19 protein-coding genes and 4 tRNA genes are annotated in these 19,878 nt (G+C 71.6%); 14 read left to right on the top strand and 9 right to left on the bottom strand.

Going from position 1 to position 19,878, the window contains the following annotated elements; translation table 11 throughout:
• Positions 1–23: 23 nt before the first annotated feature.
• From H300_RS0112595 to H300_RS0112610, 4 genes are all read left to right on the top strand, one after another.
• Entirely contained in the window at positions 24–1,586 is a 1,563-nt protein-coding gene (locus H300_RS0112595; RefSeq protein WP_078515954.1) for an NADH-quinone oxidoreductase subunit M, read from the top strand.
• Positions 1,583–3,253 carry an NADH-quinone oxidoreductase subunit N gene (locus tag H300_RS0112600; protein WP_028427713.1) on the top strand — a complete coding sequence of 557 codons (1,671 nt, stop codon included), beginning with the start codon at positions 1,583–1,585 and terminating at the stop codon, positions 3,251–3,253. Before H300_RS0112595 ends, H300_RS0112600 begins: the two co-directional genes overlap by 4 nt.
• Positions 3,254–3,585: 332 nt before the next feature.
• Positions 3,586–4,449: a zinc metalloprotease HtpX gene (gene htpX / locus H300_RS0112605; protein ID WP_028427714.1), complete on the top strand. Its 864-nt coding sequence runs from the start codon at positions 3,586–3,588 to the stop codon at positions 4,447–4,449.
• On the top strand, positions 4,446–4,847 hold the full coding sequence (locus H300_RS0112610) for a YccF domain-containing protein (protein WP_028427715.1): 402 nt from the start codon (positions 4,446–4,448) through the stop codon (positions 4,845–4,847). Before htpX ends, H300_RS0112610 begins: the two co-directional genes overlap by 4 nt.
• A gap of 72 nt (positions 4,848–4,919) precedes the next feature.
• Here H300_RS0112610 and H300_RS0112615 read toward each other — a convergent pair whose 3' ends face one another.
• A complete protein-coding gene (locus tag H300_RS0112615; protein WP_028427716.1) occupies positions 4,920–5,552 on the bottom strand; it encodes a pentapeptide repeat-containing protein in 633 nt (210 codons plus the stop codon).
• Positions 5,553–5,647: 95 nt separating this feature from the next.
• On the bottom strand, positions 5,648–6,136 hold the full coding sequence (locus tag H300_RS0112620; protein ID WP_028427717.1) for a YajQ family cyclic di-GMP-binding protein: 489 nt from the start codon (positions 6,134–6,136) through the stop codon (positions 5,648–5,650).
• A 223-nt stretch (positions 6,137–6,359) separates the two neighbouring features.
• Here H300_RS0112620 and H300_RS0112625 point away from each other — a divergent pair.
• Positions 6,360–6,441, top strand: a tRNA-Tyr gene (locus H300_RS0112625).
• A 101-nt stretch (positions 6,442–6,542) separates the two neighbouring features.
• On the opposite strand, the gene H300_RS0112630 is transcribed toward H300_RS0112625, so the two are convergent.
• Both H300_RS0112630 and H300_RS0112635 read right to left on the bottom strand, forming a co-directional pair.
• A complete protein-coding gene (locus tag H300_RS0112630; RefSeq protein ID WP_028427718.1) occupies positions 6,543–7,202 on the bottom strand; it encodes an NAD(P)H-binding protein in 660 nt (219 codons plus the stop codon).
• A 187-nt stretch (positions 7,203–7,389) separates the two neighbouring features.
• Positions 7,390–8,667, bottom strand: coding sequence for an amidohydrolase family protein (locus H300_RS0112635; RefSeq protein ID WP_028427719.1), 1,278 nt, complete (start codon positions 8,665–8,667; stop codon positions 7,390–7,392).
• Positions 8,668–9,067: 400 nt separating this feature from the next.
• Between H300_RS0112635 and H300_RS0112640 the strand changes: the two genes are divergently transcribed.
• The 6 genes from H300_RS0112640 to H300_RS0112665 all read left to right on the top strand — a co-directional run bounded on the left by H300_RS0112640 (position 9,068) and on the right by H300_RS0112665 (position 11,829).
• Positions 9,068–9,140, top strand: a tRNA-Thr gene (locus H300_RS0112640).
• Positions 9,141–9,186: 46 nt separating this feature from the next.
• Positions 9,187–9,259: transfer RNA gene (locus H300_RS0112645), tRNA-Met, on the top strand.
• Positions 9,260–9,352: 93 nt separating this feature from the next.
• Positions 9,353–9,517: a 50S ribosomal protein L33 gene (gene rpmG / locus H300_RS0112650; protein WP_028427720.1), complete on the top strand. Its 165-nt coding sequence runs from the start codon at positions 9,353–9,355 to the stop codon at positions 9,515–9,517.
• A 273-nt stretch (positions 9,518–9,790) separates the two neighbouring features.
• Entirely contained in the window at positions 9,791–10,243 is a 453-nt protein-coding gene (locus tag H300_RS0112655; RefSeq protein WP_028427721.1) for a MaoC family dehydratase N-terminal domain-containing protein, read from the top strand.
• A 3-nt stretch (positions 10,244–10,246) separates the two neighbouring features.
• Positions 10,247–10,681 carry a MaoC family dehydratase gene (locus tag H300_RS0112660; RefSeq protein WP_028427722.1) on the top strand — a complete coding sequence of 145 codons (435 nt, stop codon included), beginning with the start codon at positions 10,247–10,249 and terminating at the stop codon, positions 10,679–10,681.
• Between the two features lie 92 nt (positions 10,682–10,773).
• Positions 10,774–11,829 (top strand): UDP-N-acetylmuramate dehydrogenase, encoded by a 1,056-nt coding sequence (locus tag H300_RS0112665; protein ID WP_028427723.1) that lies wholly within the window; start codon positions 10,774–10,776, stop codon positions 11,827–11,829.
• A 118-nt stretch (positions 11,830–11,947) separates the two neighbouring features.
• Here the strand turns inward: H300_RS0112665 and H300_RS26600 are convergent, their stop codons facing one another.
• Both H300_RS26600 and H300_RS0112675 read right to left on the bottom strand, forming a co-directional pair.
• Positions 11,948–12,967 (bottom strand): adenosine deaminase, encoded by a 1,020-nt coding sequence (locus H300_RS26600; RefSeq protein WP_486583764.1) that lies wholly within the window; start codon positions 12,965–12,967, stop codon positions 11,948–11,950.
• 395 nt (positions 12,968–13,362) lie between these two features.
• Positions 13,363–14,622: a pyridoxal phosphate-dependent aminotransferase gene (locus tag H300_RS0112675; protein ID WP_028427724.1), complete on the bottom strand. Its 1,260-nt coding sequence runs from the start codon at positions 14,620–14,622 to the stop codon at positions 13,363–13,365.
• A 239-nt stretch (positions 14,623–14,861) separates the two neighbouring features.
• On the opposite strand from H300_RS0112675, the gene H300_RS0112680 reads away from it, so the two are divergent.
• From H300_RS0112680 to nusG, 3 genes are all read left to right on the top strand, one after another.
• Positions 14,862–14,934: transfer RNA gene (locus tag H300_RS0112680), tRNA-Trp, on the top strand.
• A gap of 118 nt (positions 14,935–15,052) precedes the next feature.
• On the top strand, positions 15,053–15,334 hold the full coding sequence (gene secE / locus H300_RS0112685) for a preprotein translocase subunit SecE (RefSeq protein ID WP_028427725.1): 282 nt from the start codon (positions 15,053–15,055) through the stop codon (positions 15,332–15,334).
• A 79-nt stretch (positions 15,335–15,413) separates the two neighbouring features.
• A complete protein-coding gene (gene nusG / locus H300_RS0112690; protein WP_028427726.1) occupies positions 15,414–16,310 on the top strand; it encodes a transcription termination/antitermination protein NusG in 897 nt (298 codons plus the stop codon).
• A gap of 86 nt (positions 16,311–16,396) precedes the next feature.
• On the opposite strand, the gene H300_RS0112695 is transcribed toward nusG, so the two are convergent.
• From H300_RS0112695 to H300_RS0112705, 3 genes are all read right to left on the bottom strand, one after another.
• A complete protein-coding gene (locus tag H300_RS0112695) occupies positions 16,397–17,635 on the bottom strand; it encodes a site-specific integrase (protein ID WP_028427727.1) in 1,239 nt (412 codons plus the stop codon).
• Between the two features lie 90 nt (positions 17,636–17,725).
• Entirely contained in the window at positions 17,726–17,944 is a 219-nt protein-coding gene (locus H300_RS0112700; protein ID WP_028427728.1) for a helix-turn-helix domain-containing protein, read from the bottom strand.
• Between the two features lie 457 nt (positions 17,945–18,401).
• Positions 18,402–19,877, bottom strand: a complete 1,476-nt coding sequence (locus tag H300_RS0112705) for a hypothetical protein (protein ID WP_037980151.1) — start codon at positions 19,875–19,877, stop codon at positions 18,402–18,404.
• Position 19,878: the final 1 nt, after the last annotated feature.

Here is a 19,878-nt window from a genome sequence, read left to right on the forward strand (position 1 = left end):
TGATCGACCTCAATGACACCCTGATGCGGCTGCTCCTCGCCGCCGTCGTCCTGCTGCCGTTGCTGGGCGCCGCCGCCGCCCTGCTCCCCGCCCCGCCGGGCCTGCGCGGCACCGGCCCCGACCAGGCCGTCCTGCGGCACGGGGTCACCGTCACCGGCGCGGTGCTCCTCGCCACCGTCCTCCTGGCCGCCGGATTCGATTACGGGGACGCCGGCCGGATGCAGGCCGAGAGCGACCTCCCCTGGATCCCCGCCCTCGGCATCCGTCTCCACCTGGGCGTCGACGGGATCTCGCTGCCCCTGCTGGTGCTCACCGCGCTGCTCACCTTCCTGTGCGCGCTGCACGCCCACGCCCGCCGCGACGACCCCGCGGGCGGCCCCCCGCCCAAGGCGTTCGTCGCCCTGCTGCTCCTGCTGGAGAGCGGCACCCTGGCGACCTTCGCCGTGCTCGACCTGGTCCTGTTCTTCCTGGCCTTCGAGATGGTCCTCATCCCGATGTACTTCTTCATCGCCCGCTGGGGCGGCGAAGGACGCGACCGCGCGGCCTGGCGGTTCATCCTCTACACCCTGCTCGGCTCCGTCGTGATGCTCCTGGGCCTGCTCCTGCTCGGCCTCCAGGGCGGCACCTTCGACATGGTGGCCCTCGCAGAGCAGCAGGGCGCCGGACTCGCCCGCGGCACCCAACTGCTCGCTGTCCTCGCCATCGGTATCGGCCTCGCCGTCAAGACGCCGATGTGGCCTCTGCACAGCTGGCTCCCCGACGCGCACACCGCCGCCCCGACCGTCGGCTCCGTCCTGCTGGCCGGTGTGCTGCTCAAGATGGGCACCTACGGACTGGTCCGCATCGTGCTGCCGATCGCCCCCGAGGGCGCCCGCCACTTCGCGCCCTACCTGGGCGCCTTCGCCGTGGCCGGGATCATCTACGGCTCGCTGGCCTGCCTGGCCCTCGTCCGGCAGGGCGCCGGCGGCGACCTCAAACGGCTCATCGCCTACTCCTCGGTCGGCCACATGGGCTTCGTCCTGCTGGGCATCGCCACCCTCACTCCGACCGGGGTCAACGGCGCGCTCTTCGCGAACGTCGCCCACGGCCTGATCACCGGTCTGCTGTTCTTCCTCGTCGGCGCCCTCAAGGAACGCACCGGAACCGCCGATCTCGACCGGCTCGGCGAGACCTGGCGAGGCGCGGCACTCTACGGACGCGCCCCACGCCTCGGCGGCCTGCTCGCCTTCGCCGCCGTCGCCTCCCTCGGCCTGCCGGGCCTCGCCGGATTCTGGGGTGAGATGCTCGCCCTGCTCGGTGCCCTCGACCCGGCCGAAGGCCTGAACCGGCCCGCCTACCTGGTCTTCATGGCCGTCGCCGCGTTCGGGACCCTGCTCACCGCCGGCTACCTGCTGCTGATGGTGCGCCGGGTCTGTACGGGAGACCGGCCCGGCCCCGAAGCGGCGCTCCCCGACGTCCGCGGTTACGAGTTCGCAGCCTGGGCCCCGCTCGTCGTCCTCACCGTGACCGCCGGACTCTGGCCCGCACTGCTGCTCCAGCTCACCGACCCGGCCGTCGCGAACCTGCTCCCAGGAGTCAGCCGATGACCACAACCGCCGCGGGCGTCGTCCAGTCCGTCGACTGGCTCGCCGTCGCCCCGCCCGTGCTCGCAGCCGTCACCGGGCTTCTCGTCCTGGTCACCGACCTCTTCCTGGACGAGCGGCGCAAACCGCTCCTCGGCGGGATCGCCGTCGGCGGGCTCGCGCTCGCCTTGGCCGCGCTGCTGCCCCTCACCGGCGGGGAGCGCGCCACCTTCTGCCTCACCACCGACCCCCAGGCGTGCAGCTACACCGCCGACCGGTTCACCCTGGCGATGCAGCTGCTCGTGCTCGGTGGCGCCCTGGTCGTCGCCCTGTTCTCCACGGCCACCCTCCGCGAGGACCCGCTGCCCGCCGGCGAGTACTGGTTCCTGCTGCTCTCCTCCGCTGCCGGCGCAGCCCTGCTGCCTGCCGCCCGCGACCTGGCCACTCTCGTCATCGCCCTGGAGGTGGCCTCCCTCCCGTCCTTCGCCCTCGTCGCGCTGCGCCGCGGGGACCGCAGGGGCTCCGAGGCCGCCCTGACCTTCTTCCTCTCCTCCGTGGCCGCCACCGCCGTCACTCTCCTCGGCGTCAGCTTCGTGTACGCGGCCACCGGCGGCCTGCATTTGAACACGGTCGCCGAGGGCCTGGCCGACCTCGACACCACCCGCCCGGAACTGGCCACGCTCGCCACCACGGGCGTGGTGCTCACCGTCGTCGGCTTCGCCTTCAAGGCGGCGGTGGCGCCCTTCCACTTCTGGGTGCCCGACACCTACGCCGGTGCCCCCGTCCCGGTCGCCGGGTACCTGTCCGTCATCGGCAAGGCCGTCGGCTTCGGCGGGCTCGCCCTGCTCACCGTCCAGGCCTTCCCCAGCAGAACCGACGTGCTCGGCCCCGCCCTCGCCGTCCTCGCCGCCCTCACCATGACGGTCGGCAACGTCGCGGCCCTGCGCCAGCGCCCGGAGGCCGACCGCGGCGCGGTCCGCCTGCTGGCCTGGTCCTCGGTCGGCCAGGCCGGATACCTGATCGTCCCGATCGCCGCCGCCGCCGGATCCGACGCGCCGGACCGCGCGATCGGCGCCACGCTGGCCTACGCCCTGATGTACGCGACGGTGAACCTCGGCGCCTTCGCTGTCGTCGTCCACGTCGGACGGAGCGCCACCGCCCACCGGATCACCGACCACCGCGGCCTGTACGCCCGACGGCCGCTGCTCGCCCTGGCCCTGGCCTTCTTCCTGCTCTGCCTGGCCGGACTGCCCCCGGGCGTCGTCGGACTCTTCGCCAAGGTCACCGTCTTCGCCGCGGCGGTCGACGCGGGGCTGGGCTGGCTGGCCGCCGTCATGGCGGTCAACGTGGTGATCGCCCTCGTCTACTACCTCCGCTGGACGGCGCTGCTCTTCCGCACCCCGGCGCCTGCCGCAGCGGCCGTCCCGGCGCCCGCGGCGGCGGGGGCCTCCGCCGCGGGCGAGCCGCAGGCCGGCTCCGATACCGGAAGTGGCCCCGATCGCGGTCCCTCTCCCGCTCCCGAGTCCTCTCCTGCGCCCGCCCTCGTCGGTGCCCGGGTGGGCGCCGAGGAGCCGCAGGTGCCGATGGACGTACCGCTCGCCGTCGCCGTCGCCCTCACCGCGACCCTCGCCGTGGCCCTCTCGGCAGCTCCGCAGCTCATTCTGCGCCTCACCGACCTCCCGCTGTTCTGACCCCGGCCGGAGCCCCGGAGTCCCGGAGCGAGGGCCGCCGGCCCTCCGGCTCCGCTCCACCCGCCGCCCGTCCGCCACCGTCCGCCGCGCCGGCCCCGCGTCCGTCCGTCTCCGGCCTCCCGCAGCCGTCCCCTCGCCGGCGCCCGGCCGCCCCTCGCCGGTGCCCCGCAGCCGTTCGACCAGCGGGTGCGTCGCCGCGATCCACGTCACCGTCGCGACGGCGGGGAACCTGCGTCCGGCGCATCGCGTTGTCCCACAGTGGAGAGTCCACCGCGCAGGTGGAGTCCCGCCCGAACACAGGGTTCCTCTGCTGCACCACTGGAGGGCGCACCGTGCACCGCCGACACAACGGATTGAGGACCGCCCTGCTGCTGGGGGCGATGTCCGCGCTCGTCGTATCCGTCGGCAGCCTCTTCGGGCGCTCCGGGCTGGTCCTCGCGGTGCTGCTGGCCGTCGGCGTCAACGCCTACGCCTACTGGCACAGCGACCAGCTGGCGCTGCGGGCCATGCGGGCCCGGCCGCTGAGCGAGTTCGAGGCGCCCCAGCTCTACCGCATCGTCCGCGAGCTCTCCACCGCCGCCCGCCAGCCGATGCCCCGGCTGTACATCTCCCCGACCCAGGCCCCCAACGCCTTCGCCACCGGACGCAACCCCCGCAACGCCGCCGTCTGCTGCACGGAGGGCATCCTGCGCCTGCTCGACGACCGCGAGCTGCGCGGGGTCCTCGGGCACGAGCTCAGCCACGTGCACAACCGGGACATCCTGATCGCCTCGGTCGCGGGGGCGATGGCCTCGGCGGTGCTGTTCCTGGTGAACTTCGCCTGGCTCATACCCTTCGGCCGCTCCGAGGACGACGACGGCCCCGGGCTCGTCGGACTGCTGCTGGTCATGGTCCTCGGCCCGCTCGCCGCGACGCTCATCCAGCTCGCGGTGAGCCGATCCCGCGAGTACCGGGCCGACGAGGCCGGGGCCAGGCTCACCGGGGACCCGCTGGCACTGGCCTCGGCGCTCCGGAAACTCGACGCCGGCACCGAGCGGCTGCCGCTGCCCCGCGAGCCCCGGCTGGAGACGGCGGGGCACATGATGATCGCCAACCCCTTCGGGCGCGGCGCGGGGGCGGCCCGGCTGTTCGCCACGCACCCACCGATGGGGGAACGTATCGCCCGACTGGAACGGATGGGAGGCTGGCGACCGTGAAGACACTCCTCAACATCCTCTGGCTGCTCCTGTCCGGCATCTGGATGGCGATGGCCTACGCCGTGGCCGGACTCGTCTGCTGCATCCTCATCGTCACCATCCCGTGGGGGATCGCCTGCTTCCGGATCGCCGTCTACTCGCTCTGGCCGTTCGGGTACCGGGTCACGCCGCGGGCGGACGCCGGTGTCGCTTCCGGCATCGGCAACGTCCTGTGGCTGATCTTCGCCGGTATCTGGATCACTCTCGGCCACATCGGTGCCGCTGTCGCCTTCTGTGTGACGATCATCGGCATCCCGTTCGGTATCGCGCACTTCAAGATGGTCCCGGTCTCCCTGATGCCGCTCGGCCGGGAGATCGTCTCCACCAGCGCCCCGCAGTACCCGACGTACCGCGGGTAGCGCCCGCCCGCCGGCCCCATCTGCCCCAGCCGGTGTCTCTCGGCTCGCATGTTCTCGCGGTGCGCGGACGCCTCAGAGGACCCTGAGCCCGAGAGCCCCGGCGATCACGGCGGCCTGTCCCGGCCCGATGAGCGCGTCACGCAGCTCCACCGTGAACGGGTCCAGCGCGGAGAGGTCGCTGCCGCGCAGGTCGGCGCCGGTGAGATTCGCTCCGCTCAGCATCGCCCCGGAGAGGTCCGACTCCGTCACGCTCGCCTTCTCCAGTCGAGCCGACGTCAGATCCACCTCCCGCATCCGCACCCCCTCGAACGCAGCCCGGCACAGATCGGAACCCCGCAGTCCGGCGAACGACCAGTCCCCTCCGAAGACCCGGAGGAGCGTGAACGAGGACTGCTGGAACACGCTGCCGACCAGCTTGCAGTCGGTGAAGACGGTGTCGAAGAACGTGCACCTGCGGAAGGTGCAGTTGGTGATGGCCGCACCCGTGTGCCGGGAAGCGTTGAACCGGACGCCGGAGAAGGTGCAGCCGTCGAACGCACTGCGCTCGTTGACGACCTCGGTCCAGTCGGAGTCGAAGAAGGTGCAGCGGGACCAGGCCTGCTCGACGAGCTCCTCGCCGTACCGGTCCTCGTCCCGGAACACCTGGTCCGCGTCCGGTGTCGCCCGCTCGGGCGGGACGGGGCTGGTGCTCGCGGGCTCGGGCATGCCTCCCATTGAACGCCCGACCACCGACACCCACCCGCTCCCAGCGCCCCTGCGGGTCCGCTCGGCTCCGGAGGCCGTCAAGCGTGGTCAGTCCGTCAGCGGTAGTTGACGAACTGGAGGGCGAAGTCGAAGTCCTTGCCCTTCAGCAGCGCCATGACCTCCTGGAGCGCATCCCGGCTCTTCGAGCTGACCCGTAGTTCGTCCCCTTGGACCTGTGCTTTGACGCCCTTCGGACCCTCGTCGCGAATGATCTTCGCGACCTTCTTGGCGTCGTCCTGCGCGATTCCCTCCTTCACCGAGGAGGAGAGCTTGTACTCCTTGCCGGAGGCCTGCGGCTCATCGGACTCCAGGGCCTTCAGCGAGATGCCGCGCTTGACCAGCTTGGTCTGCAAGATGTCGAGCACCGCCTTGGCGCGCTCCTCGGAGTTGGCCCGGATCTCGATCCGCTCACCCGACCAGGCGATGGAAGCTCCCACGCCCTTGAAGTCGTAGCGCTGCGAGATCTCCTTGCCGGCCTGGTTGAGGGCGTTGTCGACCTCCTGCCGCTCGACCTTCGAGACGATGTCGAAACTGGAGTCGGCCATCGTGAGTTGGCTCCTCGATCGTAGATTCGTCAGGGAAGCGCGAGCCGCCCGGAACGGCCTCCGCGCTGTCCGCCAGCTTAAGGGCTGTCCCACGCTCCCCGGCGGTCGCACGACGACAGCCGCGGCACTCGCCGCACCCCTGGAACCGAGTGGCGAGGCACCCCCTGCCATCAGGTATGGTTTGAACCGTTGCCACGGAGCGAGGCTCCTGACAGCGATCCCAGGCGGTGTGCCCGAGCGGCCAAAGGGAGCAGACTGTAAATCTGCCGGCTCAGCCTTCCCAGGTTCGAATCCTGGCGCCGCCACACGGATGGCGAAGGGGCCCTTCATCTGCACGCAGATGTAGGGCCCCTTCGCCATGTCCCGGGCCTCCCGCGCATGGCCCGTGAGTCCGTGGGTCTGCGGATCAGGTTGCGGCTGCGGACACGGCTTCGGCGACGGGGGTGCCGCCGTTCACGAGTTCCAGGGTGCGGCCTGCGGTGGCCGGCTCCGACAGCAGGGCGGCGATCACGGCGGCCACGTCGTCGCGGGTGATGTCGCCGCGGCCGGTGGACTCCGCGAGCCGGACGCGACCGGTGCCCTCGGCGTCGGTGAGGCGACCGGGCCGCAGGATCGTCCAGTCCAGGTCGGAGTGGGAGCGGACGGCGGCGTCCGCCGCGCCCTTGGCTCTCAGGTAGGCGGCGAAGACCGGGTCGGTGCCTGCCGGGGGATCGCTGTCGGCGCCCATCGAGGAGACCACCACGAAGCGCCGCACGCCTGCCCGGGTGGCGGCGTCGGCGAAGAGTTCCGCCGCGGCGCGGTCCACGCTCTCCTTGCGTTCGGTGCCGCTCCCCGGGCCCGCGCCGGCGGCGAAGACCGCCGCGTCGGCGGACCGCAGATGTCCGGCGACGGTCTGCACGTCCACCTTCTCCAGGTCGCAGACCGCCGGTTCGGCGCCGGTCGCCCGTACCAGTTCGGCCTTGTCGGGGTTGCGGATGAGCCCCGTGACGTCGTCCCCGCGCGAGGCGAGCAACCGCTCGAGCCGGAGTGCGATCTGTCCGTTTCCACCTGCGATAACTGTGCGCATGCCTCCGACCGTACGCCTGGCGGAGTCCTCAGGCGGGTGCGGCGCGGCGGGCGGGGGTTCCGGCGCCTGGCCGAACCGGTGAGCGGCGAACCGTTGGGCGGCCGGGGCCCGCAGCCGTCCCGCCGGCCGGGGTCTGCGTGGCGGATCCGCGTCCGACTGCCCCCGGGCTGACGGGGCCCGGGGCCGGTCAGCCCTGGGACTGGCGGGGGAGCCCGAGGCCTGCGCCGCTCGGTCGGCTGTCCGGAGCGCCGACGTCGCAGAACTCCCGGACGGCGCTGGTCCTGGTGACCACCCGCCCGCGGTGCAGCACGATGCGGCTGTACGCGAGGGAGAGCACTCCGGCCACCGACTGGCCACGCACGGCGAGCAGCTCCGCGGGGAATCCGGCCTCCACTCGGACCTCGGGCAGGCCGAGGGCGGTACGGGCGCCGGTGCTGATCATGGCGTACGCCTCCTCGGGAGTGGCTTCGCCGAGAGAGGCGAGCAGGTAGGCGGCCTCCAGGGGGTCGCCTCGGCCGACGGGGTTGACGGCGTCGCGCAGCGCGCCGCTGCCGGCGGTCACGTGGACTCCTGCGGCGCTCAGCAGCCGCACCGGGGCGGTGCGTTCGGGCGTCCGCCGTCCCATCAGCCTGCAGCCGCCCTGCGGGAGGGCGACGACGCCCACCCCCGCGGCGGCGAGTTGGTCCGCCGCACGGTGGGCGGCGTCCTGCGGCAGTCGGTTCAGGCCGCCGCAGGGGCCGAGGACGACGCCCTGGCGCAGTCCGCCGGCCATCGCGGCCAGTCGGGAGATCCGGCCGGCGTCGTCGGCCTCGGTGTGCAGGTCCACTGCGCAGCCGTGCTCGGCGGCGAGGTCGAGCACGGCCTCGGTGTAGCCGCACGGGTCCGGGTCGAGGTCGGGGCAGCCGCCGATCACGTCGGCCCCCATCTTGAGGGCGTCGCGCAGCATGGCGAGCTGACCGGTACCGGCGGTGCCGGTCAGCAGCCGGGGTACGGCCACGGTGCCGAGTTCGGCCAGTCCGTGCAGGGAGCGCCTGGCGGAGAGCACCGCTTCCAGCGGGGTGAGCCCGTTCACGTCGCCGATCCGGACGTGGCTGCGGGCGGCGGTGGCGCCGTGGCCCAGTTGGAGGAGTGCCGCTTCGGTTGCCCGCCGCTGGACCTCCGGTCCCTCGTCGCCGGGCGGCCCCTGGCGGTCCCCGGTGAAGGCGGTGACGAGGTGGGCGTGCGGCTCGGCGGGGGCGGGCAGCAGGAGGTAGCCGGTGAGGTCGATCCGGGCTCCGGCGGGACGAGTGCCCGTCGGGATCAGGCTGCCCGCGGTGCTGACGGCCTGGATCTGCCCTTCGGCCACCCGGACGTCGACTGTGCGTCCGTCGGCGAGGCGGGCGCCGCACAGGAGGAGCGCGCCGCCGTCGGCGGCCGCGGCGGAACGGTCCGGCCGGTTCGGCTCCTGCGGTTGGCTGTCGGCCATCGGGCTCCCGCTCTGTCAAGGGCACGGGGGACACGGTGTCCCAGGCTGGACCCGGCACGGTGGGACGTCCGGCGCCCGCGCTCCGGTGCCGTCCGCGCCTCCGGACGGCGTGCGCGCCTGCGGGAGGGCGCCTGCGCGCTCCGCCGCCCGGGACGTGGTCCCGGGCCGGTGGGCGGCCCGGGCCGGAGGGGTCGGCGGGGCCGTACCACCATGCAAGATCACAAAGCCTCCGGTCGAGCGTAGGACGCCGCCCCGGCAGGTTGCGGCAGGCGGGAAATAGTCGTACTGGCGTGGCTGACGGCGTGTCGGGTACGGGGGCGGGAACGTGTCACGGGGCCCGCCGCAGCCGTCGGTACGGATTTCACGTTCGGCGGCGGAGCGTGTAATGTCTTCATCGCTCGCCCCAATAGCTCAGTCGGCAGAGCGTCTCCATGGTAAGGAGAAGGTCAACGGTTCGATTCCGTTTTGGGGCTCTGGTGTGAGGTCTTCCGTCCGCCGGGCGGGGTCCGCTCACATCCTGGCGGCGTAGCTCAGTCGGTAGAGCAAACGGCTCATAATCGTTGTGTCACCGGTTCAAGTCCGGTCGCCGCTACTTCACTGTCAGTAGCCGGTTGTGGGGTCGATCCTTCGGTCGGCTACTCTTCCTGTGTTAGACCCTGTCCACCCGCCGTCAAGGAGCACTCACGTGGCTGCCACAGACGTCCGCCCGAAGATCACGCTGGCCTGCGTGGAGTGCAAGGAGCGGAACTACATCACCAAGAAGAACCGGCGCAACAACCCGGACCGTCTTGAGATGAAGAAGCACTGCCCGCGCTGCAACCAGCACACCGCGCACCGCGAGACGCGATAGCACCAGGCTCGTACGTGAGGCCGCCCCCGAATCGGGGGCGGCCTCACGTCGTTTGACCGGTGGGCACCGGTGTTCACGGTTCGCGCGTACGTACGGACCCGGGCGGATTCCGGTGCACTCGCTCTCCGGGGCCCGCTCGCCCGGCCCCGCGGCCGGCACCCCGCGGCCCGCTCCGGCGCCCGGGTGGTGGACGCCGCCGAACTCCTGGTCGGGCGGCGCATACCGGTTCCTGTCCGTGCAACACATGCCTGTTCCTGTAGGAGGTAGCGAGCCATGGCGCTCGACCAGTCCTTTGTGGGGCGGACCTACCCGCCCTCGGCCCCTTACGAGGTCGGCCGGGAGAAGATCCGCGAGTTCGCCGAGGCGATCGGCGACGCCAACCCGGCGTACACGGACCCGGAAGCCGCCCGGGAGTACGGCCACGCGGACGTGATCGCCCCGCCGACCTTCGTCTTCTCGATCAGCTTCCGCGCCGCCGGCGAGGTGATCCGCGACCCGCAGCTCGGCCTGGACTACGACCGGGTCGTCCACGGGGATCAGCGGTTCGTGCACACCCGCCCGGTGCGGGCCGGCGACCGGCTGACGGTCACTTCCACGATCGACGCCATCAAGTCCATGTCGGGCAACGACATCATCGACATCCGCGGCGAGGTGCGGGACCAGTCGGGCGAGCACGTCGTGACCGCGCACACCAAGCTGGTGGCCCGTGCGGCCGAGGAGGGCTGAGGGATGACCGCCAGGATCGACTACGCGGACGTCGAGGTCGGCACGGAGTTGCCGCCTGCCGCGTTCGCGGTGCACCGTGCCACGCTCGTGCAGTACGCGGGAGCCTCCGGCGACTTCAACCCGATTCACTGGAACGAGCGATTCGCCAAGGAAGTCGGGCTGCCGGACGTCATCGCCCACGGCATGTTCACGATGGCCGAGGCCATTCGCGTGGTCACCGACTGGACCGGCGACCCCGGAGCGGTGGTCGACTACGGCGTCCGGTTCACGAAACCCGTGGTGGTGCCGGACGACGGGATCGGCGCGGTCGTCGAGGTGACGGCCAGGGTCGCGGCGAAACTGGACGACGACGCCCGTACGGTGCGCGTGGACCTGGTCGCGACCAGCGGGGGCAGGAAGGTGCTGGGCATGTCCCGCGCGGTCGTCCGGCTGGCCTGACCGGCGCGGCGCCCGATCGGGCGGGGCCCCGGGGCCCCGCCCGATCGGGCGGCGGATACGGGGGCGCCCGGGGTCCCCGTACGCTTGCCTCCGTGCAGGTACTCCAGGACGCTCCACTCGCCCCGCTGACGACCCTCCGGCTCGGTGGCCCGGCCCGCCGGCTGTTCACCGCCACCAGCGACGACGAGGTCGTCGCGGTGGTACGGGAGGCGGACGCCGCGGGCACGCCGCTGCTCCTCGTCGGCGGCGGCAGCAACCTCGTGATCGGCGACGACGGCTTCGACGGCACCGTGCTGCGCATCGCCACCGAGGGTTTTGCCCTCGACGGCACCGCGCTGGAGCTGGCCGCGGGCGAGAACTGGTCCGTGGCGGTCGCCCGGACGGTGGCCGAGGGCCTTGCCGGGACGGAGTGCCTGGCCGGGATTCCCGGCTCCGCGGGCGCCACGCCGGTCCAGAACGTCGGTGCCTACGGCCAGGAGGTCGCCGACACCGTGACCGAGGTCGTCGCCTACGACCGCCGGGAGGGCCGGGTACGCGTGCTGTCCGCCGCCGAGTGCGGCTTCGCCTACCGGGACAGCCGTTTCAAGGCGGACCCCGAGGGCTTCGTCGTCCTGCGGGTCAGATTCGCGCTGGAGGACGCGGGCGGTCTCTCCGCACCGCTGCGCTACGCCGAGACCGCCCGGATGCTGGGTGTGGAGGCGGGGGAGCGGGTGCCGGTGGCCGAGGCGCGCAAGGCGGTCCTCAAGCTCAGGTCCGGCAAGGGCATGGTCCTCGATCCCGGGGACCACGACACCTGGTCGGCGGGCTCCTTCTTCACCAACCCGATCCTCAGCGAGGTCGAGCACACCGCCTTCCTGTCGGCGGCCGCCGAGCGGCTCGGCCCACAGACCGTGCCGCCCGGGTTCCCGGTCGGTGACGGCCGGGTCAAGACCTCCGCGGCCTGGCTGATCGACCGGGCGGGTTTCACGAAGGGGTACGGCAGCGGCCCGGCCCGGATCTCCGGCAAGCACACCCTGGCGCTGACGAACCGCGGCGCGGCCCGCACCGAGGATTTGCTGGCGCTGGCCCGCGAGGTCCGGGACGGGGTGCACACGGCCTTCGGGGTGACCCTGGTCAACGAGCCGGTCACGGTCGGCTGCGCGCTCTAGCCGCATCGTCCCCGGAGCCCCGGTGTCCGACCGGCGGCTGCGCCGCAGCGCCTGACCGCCCCCGACGGCGCACGGGCCCGCCGCGCCGGTGGGCCCCGGGGCGGGGCGGCGCGGCGCGTCAGCCGCGCCGGTGGGCCGTGTCCGCCGCCGCGATGCCGTCGAGGCGGTCGCCGGAGGACTGTGCGCCGTCGCCCAGCCAGGTGTCCACGTCGCCCAGCATCGGGGCGCGGAGTTCCTCCGGCGCCCGGGTGGCGCGGATCGACTGGCGGGCGAGCTCGGCCAGTTCCCGGTCGTCGAAACCGTGGTGTTCCCGGGCGATCCGGTACTGGTCCGCCAGCCGGGAGCCGAACAGCAGGGGGTCGTCGGCGCCGAGCGCCATCGGGACGCCCGCGTCCCACAGGGCCCGCAGCGGCACGTCCTCCTGCTTCTCGTAGACGCCGAGCGCGACGTTGGACGCGGGGCAGACCTCGCAGGTGACGCCGGACTCGGCGAGCCGGGTCAGCAGCCGCGGGTCCTCCGCGGCGCGCACGCCGTGCCCGACCCGGCCGGCGCGCAGGTCGTCCAGGCAGTCGCGGATGCTGGACGGGCCGGACAGCTCGCCGCCGTGCGGGGCGGCGAGCAGTCCGCCCTCCCGGGCGATGGCGAAGGCCCGGTCGAAGTCGCGTGCGAAGCCGCGCCGTTCGTCGTTGGACAGGCCGAAGCCGACGATTCCGCGGTCCCGGTAGCGGACGGCGAGCCGGGCCAGGGTGCGTGCCTCCAGCGGGTGCTTCATGCGGTTCGCGGCGACGAGGAGCCGGATCTCCAGTCCCGTGTCCTCCGACGCCTGGTCCACCGCGTCCAGGATGGTCTCCAGCGCCGGGATCAGACCGCCGAGCCGGGGTGCGTAGGAGGTCGGGTCGACCTGGATCTCCAGCCAGCGCGAACCGTCCCTGACGTCCTCCTCGGCCGTCTCCCGCACCAGCCGGTGGATGTCCTCCGGGGAGCGGAGGCAGGAGCGGGCGATGTCGTACAGTCGCTGGAAGCGGAACCAGCCGCGCTCGTCGGTGGCCCGCAGCTTCGGCGGCTCGCCGCTGCTCAGCGCCTCCGGCAGGTGGACGCCGTACTTGTCGGCGAGCTCCAGCAGCGTGCCGGAGCGCATCGAGCCGGTGAAGTGCAGGTGCAGGTGGGCCTTGGGCAGCAGCCGCACGTCCCGCCCGCCGTCGTCCGAGAAATCGAGCGGGCCGCCGTCCGGGGCCTCCTCCGCCTGACGGTCGCGGCGGTCGTGACGGACGGCCCCGTCCGCGGCGGACGGGGCGGGCGCGCGCTCGGTGGCGGTGCGGGGGACGGCGGCGGTGGGAACGGCGGTGCGGGCAGCGCGGGGGCCGGGGGGACGAACACTCTCCATCCCAAGATCTTGCCGCATGCCCGACGCAGCCGGAAGTCGCTTTCACCGAAAGAGGAGCAGCCCGAACAGGCGGATGGGCACCCGGGACGGTTCCCGGGTGCCCACGCCGTGCAGGTGGAACGGCCGGGAGGGCCGTCCCGAGGGTGTGCTCAGGCCCGCGCTTCGGCCAGCAGCTTCTGAATCCGGGACACGCCCTCCGCCAGGTCCTCGTCGCCCAGCGCGTACGACAGCCGCAGGTAGCCGGGGGTGCCGAAGGCCTCACCGGGCACGACGGCGACCTCGGCCTCCTCTAGGATGAGCTCGGCGAGCTCCACCGAGTCGGCCGGCCGCCGGCCGCGGATCTCCTTGCCGAGCACGCCCTTGACCGAGGGATAGGCGTAGAAGGCGCCCTCCGGCTCGGGGCACTCGACGCCGACGATCTCGTTGAGCATCCGGACGATGGTGCGGCGCCTGCGGTCGAAGGCCGTCCGCATCGCGGCGACCGCCTCCAGGTCGCCGGACACCGCAGCGAGCGCGGCGGCCTGGGCGACGTTGCTCACGTTCGAGGTGGCGTGCGACTGGAGGTTGGTCGCGGCCTTGACGACGTCCTTCGGGCCGATCACCCAGCCCACCCGCCAGCCGGTCATCGCGTAGGTCTTGGCCACGCCGTTGACCACGATGCACTTGTCGGCCAGCTCGGGGACGACCACCGGGAGGGAGTGGAACGCGGCGTCGCCGTAGACAAGGTGCTCGTAGATCTCGTCCGTCATCACCCACAGGCCGTGCTCGGCGGCCCAGCGGCCGATCGCCTCGACCTGCTCGCGGGTGTACACCGCGCCGGTCGGGTTGGACGGGGAGACGAACAGCACCATCTTGGTGCGCTCGGTACGGGCGGCCTCCAACTGCTCCACGTCGACCCGGTAGCCGGTGGTCTCGTCGGCGACCACGTCGACCGGCACGCCGCCGGCCAGCCGGATCGACTCGGGGTAGGTCGTCCAGTACGGGGCGGGGACGATGACCTCGTCGCCCGGGTCGAGCACCGCGGCGAAGCTCTCGTAGATCGCCTGCTTGCCGCCGTTGGTGATGAGCACGTTCCCCGGCTCGGCCCGGTATCCGGAGTCGCGCAGCGTCTTGGCGACGATGGCCTCCTTCAGCTCGGGGAGGCCGCCGGCCGGGGTGTAGCGGTGGAACCTGGGGTTGCGGCACGCCTCCACCGCGGCCTGGACGATGTAGTCGGGCGTCGGGAAGTCCGGTTCGCCCGCGCCGAAACCGATGACCGGGCGCCCGGCGGCCTTGAGGGCCTTGGCCTTGGCGTCGACGGCCAGCGTCGCGGACTCGGAGATCGCACCGACCCGGGCCGACACGCGGCGCTCGGTGGGAGTGGACGTCGCTTCTGGCGGGGTCTGGGCAGACGGAGTTGCAGCACTCATACCGGCATCGTCGCAGACGCGGGGCCGGTGGGGACCGGCCGGGACGGGCGCGGCGGGGGCCGGACACCCCCGGGGCGGGGCTCGCGCAAGCCGCCCCCGCAGACCCGACGGCGCCGTATGTGTTCGACGGCCGGGCGCCGAGCACGTACACTCAACCGTCGTTGGCCTCCAACGGTCGTGTTCACGGACGGGCACTCCATGCATCCGTCCGCGTGCGGTAGGTTTGGAGGGAACATCAAAGGGTCGTAGCTCAATTGGTAGAGCACTGGTCTCCAAAACCAGCGGTTGGGGGTTCAAGTCCCTCCGGCCCTGCTCACGCATCTTCACCAGACGGTGCGTGCAGGCGTACGTACTGAATGGCACCTCCGTGCGGCAGACACCGGACGCTGCACGGCGGTGCTTTTCACGACTCCGGATCAGGTGAGGACGAGTGGCGGAGATCACGGACACTCCCGAGGTCCCCGAGCCCGGACGGTCGTCGGACGACAACAAGCCGCGGCGCGGGGGCAAGCGTGGCAAGAAGGGCCCTTTGGCCCGTCTCGGCCTCTTCTACCGCCAGATCGTCGCGGAGCTGCGCAAGGTCGTCTGGCCCACACGCCACCAGCTCACGACGTACACCACCGTGGTGATCATTTTTGTGCTCATCATCATCGGCCTGGTGTTCGTGATTGACTATGGATTCGGGGAAGTCGTCAAGTTCGTCTTCGGCTGATCCCCGACCGCCCGGACCGACCGCCCCGGAGGCGTCCGCGCGTCTGTTCCACCCATAGAGCCAGGAAGAAGCAGCCACCGTGTCTGACCCGAACCTGAACGACGCCGTCGAGCCCGCCGAGGGCGACGACACTGCGCTCGACATCGTCGAGGCGGCAGACGGCGACGTCGACCAGGCCGAAGCTGCCGACGCCGCGGCGGGCGAGCCGGCCGAGGCCGCGGCTGTGCACGCCGAGGAGGCGTCCGGCGGCGAGCACGCCGCCGACACCGAGAGCACCGCCGACACCGAGGGCACCGAGACCGAGGGTGCCGGCGCCGCGTCGGACGAGGCCGTCGAGGAAGCCGCCGAGCCCGAGCCGGTCGACCCGGTCGCCGCGCTCCGCGAGGAGCTGCGCACCCTTCCCGGCGAGTGGTACGTCATCCACACCTACGCGGGCTACGAGAACCGCGTGAAGAACAACCTGGAGCAGCGCGCCGTCTCGCTCAACGTCGAGGACTACATCTTCCAGTCCGAGGTGCCGCAGGAGGAGGTCGTCCAGATCAAGAACGGCGACCGCCGCACCGTCCGCCAGAACAAGCTCCCCAGCTACGTCCTGGTGCGGATGGACCTCACGAACGAGTCCTGGGGCGTCGTGCGCAACACCCCCGGGGTCACCGGTTTCGTGGGCAACGCCTACGACCCGTATCCGCTCACCCTGGACGAGGTCGTGAAGATGCTCGCGCCGGAGGCCGAGGAGAAGGCGGCCCAGGCGGCGGCCGAGGCAGAGGGCAAGCCGGCGCCGAGCCGCAAGCTCGAAGTGCAGGTGCTGGACTTCGAGGTCGGCGACGCCGTGACCGTCACCGACGGCCCGTTCGCCACCCTGCAGGCCACGATCAACGAGATCAACGCCGACTCCAAGAAGGTCAAGGGTCTGGTGGAGATCTTCGGCCGGGAGACCCCGGTCGAGTTGAGCTTCGACCAGATTCAGAAGAACTAAGCGATCAAGGCTACGAGAGAGCCCCTGACCAGCGCTTTAGCGTCGGTCAGGGGCTCTCTCGTGCGCTGTGGGCCGCCTGTGGGCCGTCAGCGCTCTCCGGCAGGGCCCTGGTACACGGCGTCGACCGCCTTTCGGGCCCGCTCTCGACTGTTCGGCATCAGGTGCGCGTACACCCTGAGCGTCATTGCGGGATCAGCGTGGCCCAGGTACTCGCTGACCGCCCGGATGTTCTCTCCCGCCTCCAGCAGCACGGACGCGTAGAAGTGCCTGAGCGCGTGCATGCCGTGCTCCCGAGCTGCGGTGTGGCGTTCTCCTGCGCGCCGCTCCGGGATGACGCCGGCAGACACGAGCGCGGGTTTCCAGAGGTAGACATTGAAGTCGTTCCGCCGCATCGCACCTCCCTCCTTGCCGGTGAAGAAGAGCCGGGCCGTGACCGGCGGGCCATCCGGGGTCTTCCACGGGAGGGTGACGCTCGTAGGCGGATGCGCCTTCATGTGGGTTCGGAGGGCATCGGCGACGGACGCTGGCAGGGGCACGTCCCTGGTCTTGTCGCACTTGGGCGGTGCGAACACGGCCTTCCCTCGCACGAGCTTCACCTGGCGAAGTACGTACAGCGTCTCCGTGCCGAAGCTCACACCGTCTTCGCCGAAACCGAAGACCTCCCCTTGGCGCATGCCGCACCCGGCGGCGAGGTCCGTCATTGCTTGAAACCGGCCAGGGAGGGCGCCCTGCACGGCGAAGACCTGTTCGCGGGGCCAGGGCACGACGCGCTTGGCTTCGGCTGTCGGCGGCCGAACCGATCCCGCGTCGCAGGGGTTCCGGACAAGGTGCCCGTCATCGACCGCGGCGGACAGGACAGCCCGCACGTTCCCGTAGATGACGTGTCCGTAGGACCCGGCCACGCCTGCCTCTTCGAGCTGACGTACCCAGGCGCGCAGGTGTGCGGGTTGGAACGAGCCGAGCGGTCGTGAGCCGAGGTAGGGGAGCGCGTGCAATCGAAGTCGCCCTTCGACAGCATCGCGAGTCGACAGATCGGTCGTCTGAGCGGCAAGCCACTTCTCGGCGTACTGCTGAAAGGTGATTCGGGCGGCGCGGGGGTCGATGTACTGGCCGCTGGCCATGTCCGTCTCGGTCTTCGAGAGCCACTTGTCAGCTTGGCGCTTCTGGCCGTCGGGGAAGGACTGGGACTTCTCGGTACCGTCGGGGCCGACGTAGCGGGCGCGGTAGCGCTTGCCGGTGCCGTGCCGGTCGGTCTTGGTCCGCCGAATGGTGCCGTCCGGGTCGGTCGTCGTCTTGTACCAGCGGTCTTGGACGTGTCCAGCCATGGTGTTCGGTGGTCCTCTCGCAGAGCAGGTCAGGGGCCGCCCTTGATGGGCGGCCCCTGACCAGGTGAGGTTGTGCGGTTGTGGGGGTGTTCAGGCGGCGTCGGCGGTCATGCGTTCGGTGGCCCACTGCCGTACGGCGGCGGGGTCGTAGCGCAGGTGTTTGCCGACGCGGAAGCCGCGTGGCCCGGTGCGCTTCTTGCGCCACTGGTAGACGGTCTCCAGTGGCACGGAGAAGAGTGCGGCCACGTCTTCCGGGGTGAGGTAGCGGTCAGGAAGTCCGGCGCGGAGCGTGGCTGAGGCTGACTGCATGCGTGCTCGCTTTCGTGTGCAGGCGCGGTCTTCGAGCTGCGGGCCTTTCGGGGTGCCTGTGCCTGTCCGAGGTGCGGATTTCTGCGTCACAGCGTCATCAGCGTCATTCGGGCCTGTGACCTGCGGTTTTGTGTGACGCAGGGGTACGGGCGTGCGTCATCGGTTGCGTCACGGCGTGACGCAGGTGACGCAGGGGTGACGCAGAGCCTGCCGTCTGCGTCACGCCCTTAGCTGCAGCTCAGAGGCCGTTTTCCGTCCCGTGTGACGCAGGTGACGCAGAGCTTCCCTACTTAGGAAAAAAGCAGGGGGTGTCTGTAGTAGTGCGGTGCCCTCTTCGAGCGTGAAGAGGGAGCCGCTGCGCGGCGCGACCCTCGGGCGGCGTTCCGCCGAACAGCAAGAAGAGCACCCGGGCAGGCGTGCTCTTCTTGCTTGTCCGGGCCGCCCCGGGGTGGTGCGGTCAGAACGCTGCCTTCTGCTGGTGCGGGGGCGGGCTGGTCCGGCGGGTCATTTCGAGGTAACGACCCTCGCGGGTCCGGCCGCTGTCGATGAGCACGCCGCGGGCGGCCAGGGTGGGTTGGAGCCGCTTGAGGCGGTCGGAGAGCACCTTGCCCGTGGTCGGCCACCCTTTAGGCAGGGGCCGCAGTTCGTCGCCGCTGTAGAGGCGGCTCAGGTCGTGCAGCCACTCCGTCGATGTCATCCGCTGCTCAGCACCGGGGGTGAGGGTGTCGGCGTGCTGGAGGACGGTCTGTGCGAGCAAGTCGCCCTCGATGACGTCGTCGTTCAGGTCGTCCAGGACTGCCCGATACGCGGGCAACGCCCCCAGCCCCGTAGCCACGTCGAGCTGTGCACAGAGGTGGGCGAAGTCCGCCATCCGCAGATCGGTGGGCGTCTCGGCCTCCGCCGCCCGCACCTTGACCGTGAGGTCCAGGAGTGAGCCGAGGATGACGGGTAGCACTTCCGCGTACTCCGCCCACAGCTCCGCTTCGGTGCGCCGGACGGCCGGCCGTTCCAGGCGCAGGGGCAGGAGGCGTTCGGCGAAGTCGGGGCGGATGATTCCTACGTCGATGCCGGTGAGCAGGAGGGGGCGGCGGTAGCCGACGCGGAAGACGTCGCCGTCGGTGAACAGGGCCCGCTTGACGGATTCGGCGCCGGTGACGATGCAGCACATGGCGTCGGAGAGCTCCGGGGTCATGTGGGAGAGGTTGTCCAGGGCGGTGACCCATCCGGCGGCCACGGCCGCAATCAGGTTCTCTTCATCCTTCGGGGCCCGGCGCAGGTCTCCGCTCATGCCTTCCACGATCCGCACCAGCATCCGCCCACCGGTCGACTTGCCCGCGCCCTGGGGGCCGGTGAGGAAGGGGGCGGGGACGGGCACGGATGGGCCGAGGCAGCCGATGAGCCAGGCGAGGGCCAGGCACTCGGTTTCGGCATTGGCGAAGTTGCACAGCCGCATCAGCAGGTCGATGCCCTTGCCGTCGGTGTCCTTGACCGGGAGGGGAAGCTCCCCGGTGAGTTGGGTGCGGCGCCAGCACACCTCACGCGGGTCGGGAACTGCGATGTCCCACCCGGTGGGGTGGATGCGGACGGACTGCCCGTCCTCGCGGCCGAGGTCGAGCCAGGTGGCGCCGTCGAAGCCGGGGGCGACGCGGATGTTCACGGCTTGGGTGTCCTCGGTCAGCGCCAGCGCCTCAATCAGGTCCAGCGCTTCCTTCAGTGCGGTTCCGTTGAAGACGCCGGTGCCGTCGTTGAACATGCCGACCATGAGTTCCTGGCGGTGGCTGCCGGTGGTGCCTTGGGAGCGGATGGGGCGGGCGACGGGGTGGCCGTTCTTCTGCGCGTACACGGTCCCGTCCGCGGTGCGGAAGTAGCGGAAGTGGCTCTGTGCGTAGTCGGTGATGATTTCGCGGGCGGGGGTCTTGTCGTCGTCGGACATG

It is taken from the genome of Streptomyces sp. TAA040 (genome assembly GCF_000424845.1).

Bases quoted from the DNA above. Each gene is read 5' to 3' on its own strand.
- H300_RS0112630 (WP_028427718.1), bottom strand. From the start codon at position 7,202: ATGCGCACAGTTATCGCAGGTGGAAACGGACAGATCGCACTCCGGCTC.
- H300_RS0112675 (WP_028427724.1), bottom strand. From the start codon at position 14,622: ATGAGTGCTGCAACTCCGTCTGCCCAGACCCCGCCAGAAGCGACGTCC.
- H300_RS0112655 (WP_028427721.1), top strand. From the start codon at position 9,791: ATGGCGCTCGACCAGTCCTTTGTGGGGCGGACCTACCCGCCCTCGGCC.
- H300_RS26600 (WP_486583764.1), bottom strand. From the start codon at position 12,967: ATGCGCTCCGGCACGCTGCTGGAGCTCGCCGACAAGTACGGCGTCCAC.
- H300_RS0112660 (WP_028427722.1), top strand. From the start codon at position 10,247: ATGACCGCCAGGATCGACTACGCGGACGTCGAGGTCGGCACGGAGTTG.
- H300_RS0112700 (WP_028427728.1), bottom strand. From the start codon at position 17,944: ATGCAGTCAGCCTCAGCCACGCTCCGCGCCGGACTTCCTGACCGCTAC.
- H300_RS0112635 (WP_028427719.1), bottom strand. From the start codon at position 8,667: ATGGCCGACAGCCAACCGCAGGAGCCGAACCGGCCGGACCGTTCCGCC.
- H300_RS0112600 (WP_028427713.1), top strand. From the start codon at position 1,583: ATGACCACAACCGCCGCGGGCGTCGTCCAGTCCGTCGACTGGCTCGCC.
- H300_RS0112695 (WP_028427727.1), bottom strand. From the start codon at position 17,635: ATGGCTGGACACGTCCAAGACCGCTGGTACAAGACGACGACCGACCCG.
- H300_RS0112615 (WP_028427716.1), bottom strand. From the start codon at position 5,552: ATGCCCGAGCCCGCGAGCACCAGCCCCGTCCCGCCCGAGCGGGCGACA.
- H300_RS0112620 (WP_028427717.1), bottom strand. From the start codon at position 6,136: ATGGCCGACTCCAGTTTCGACATCGTCTCGAAGGTCGAGCGGCAGGAG.
- H300_RS0112705 (WP_037980151.1), bottom strand. From the start codon at position 19,877: ATGTCCGACGACGACAAGACCCCCGCCCGCGAAATCATCACCGACTAC.
- H300_RS0112595 (WP_078515954.1), top strand. From the start codon at position 24: ATGCGGCTGCTCCTCGCCGCCGTCGTCCTGCTGCCGTTGCTGGGCGCC.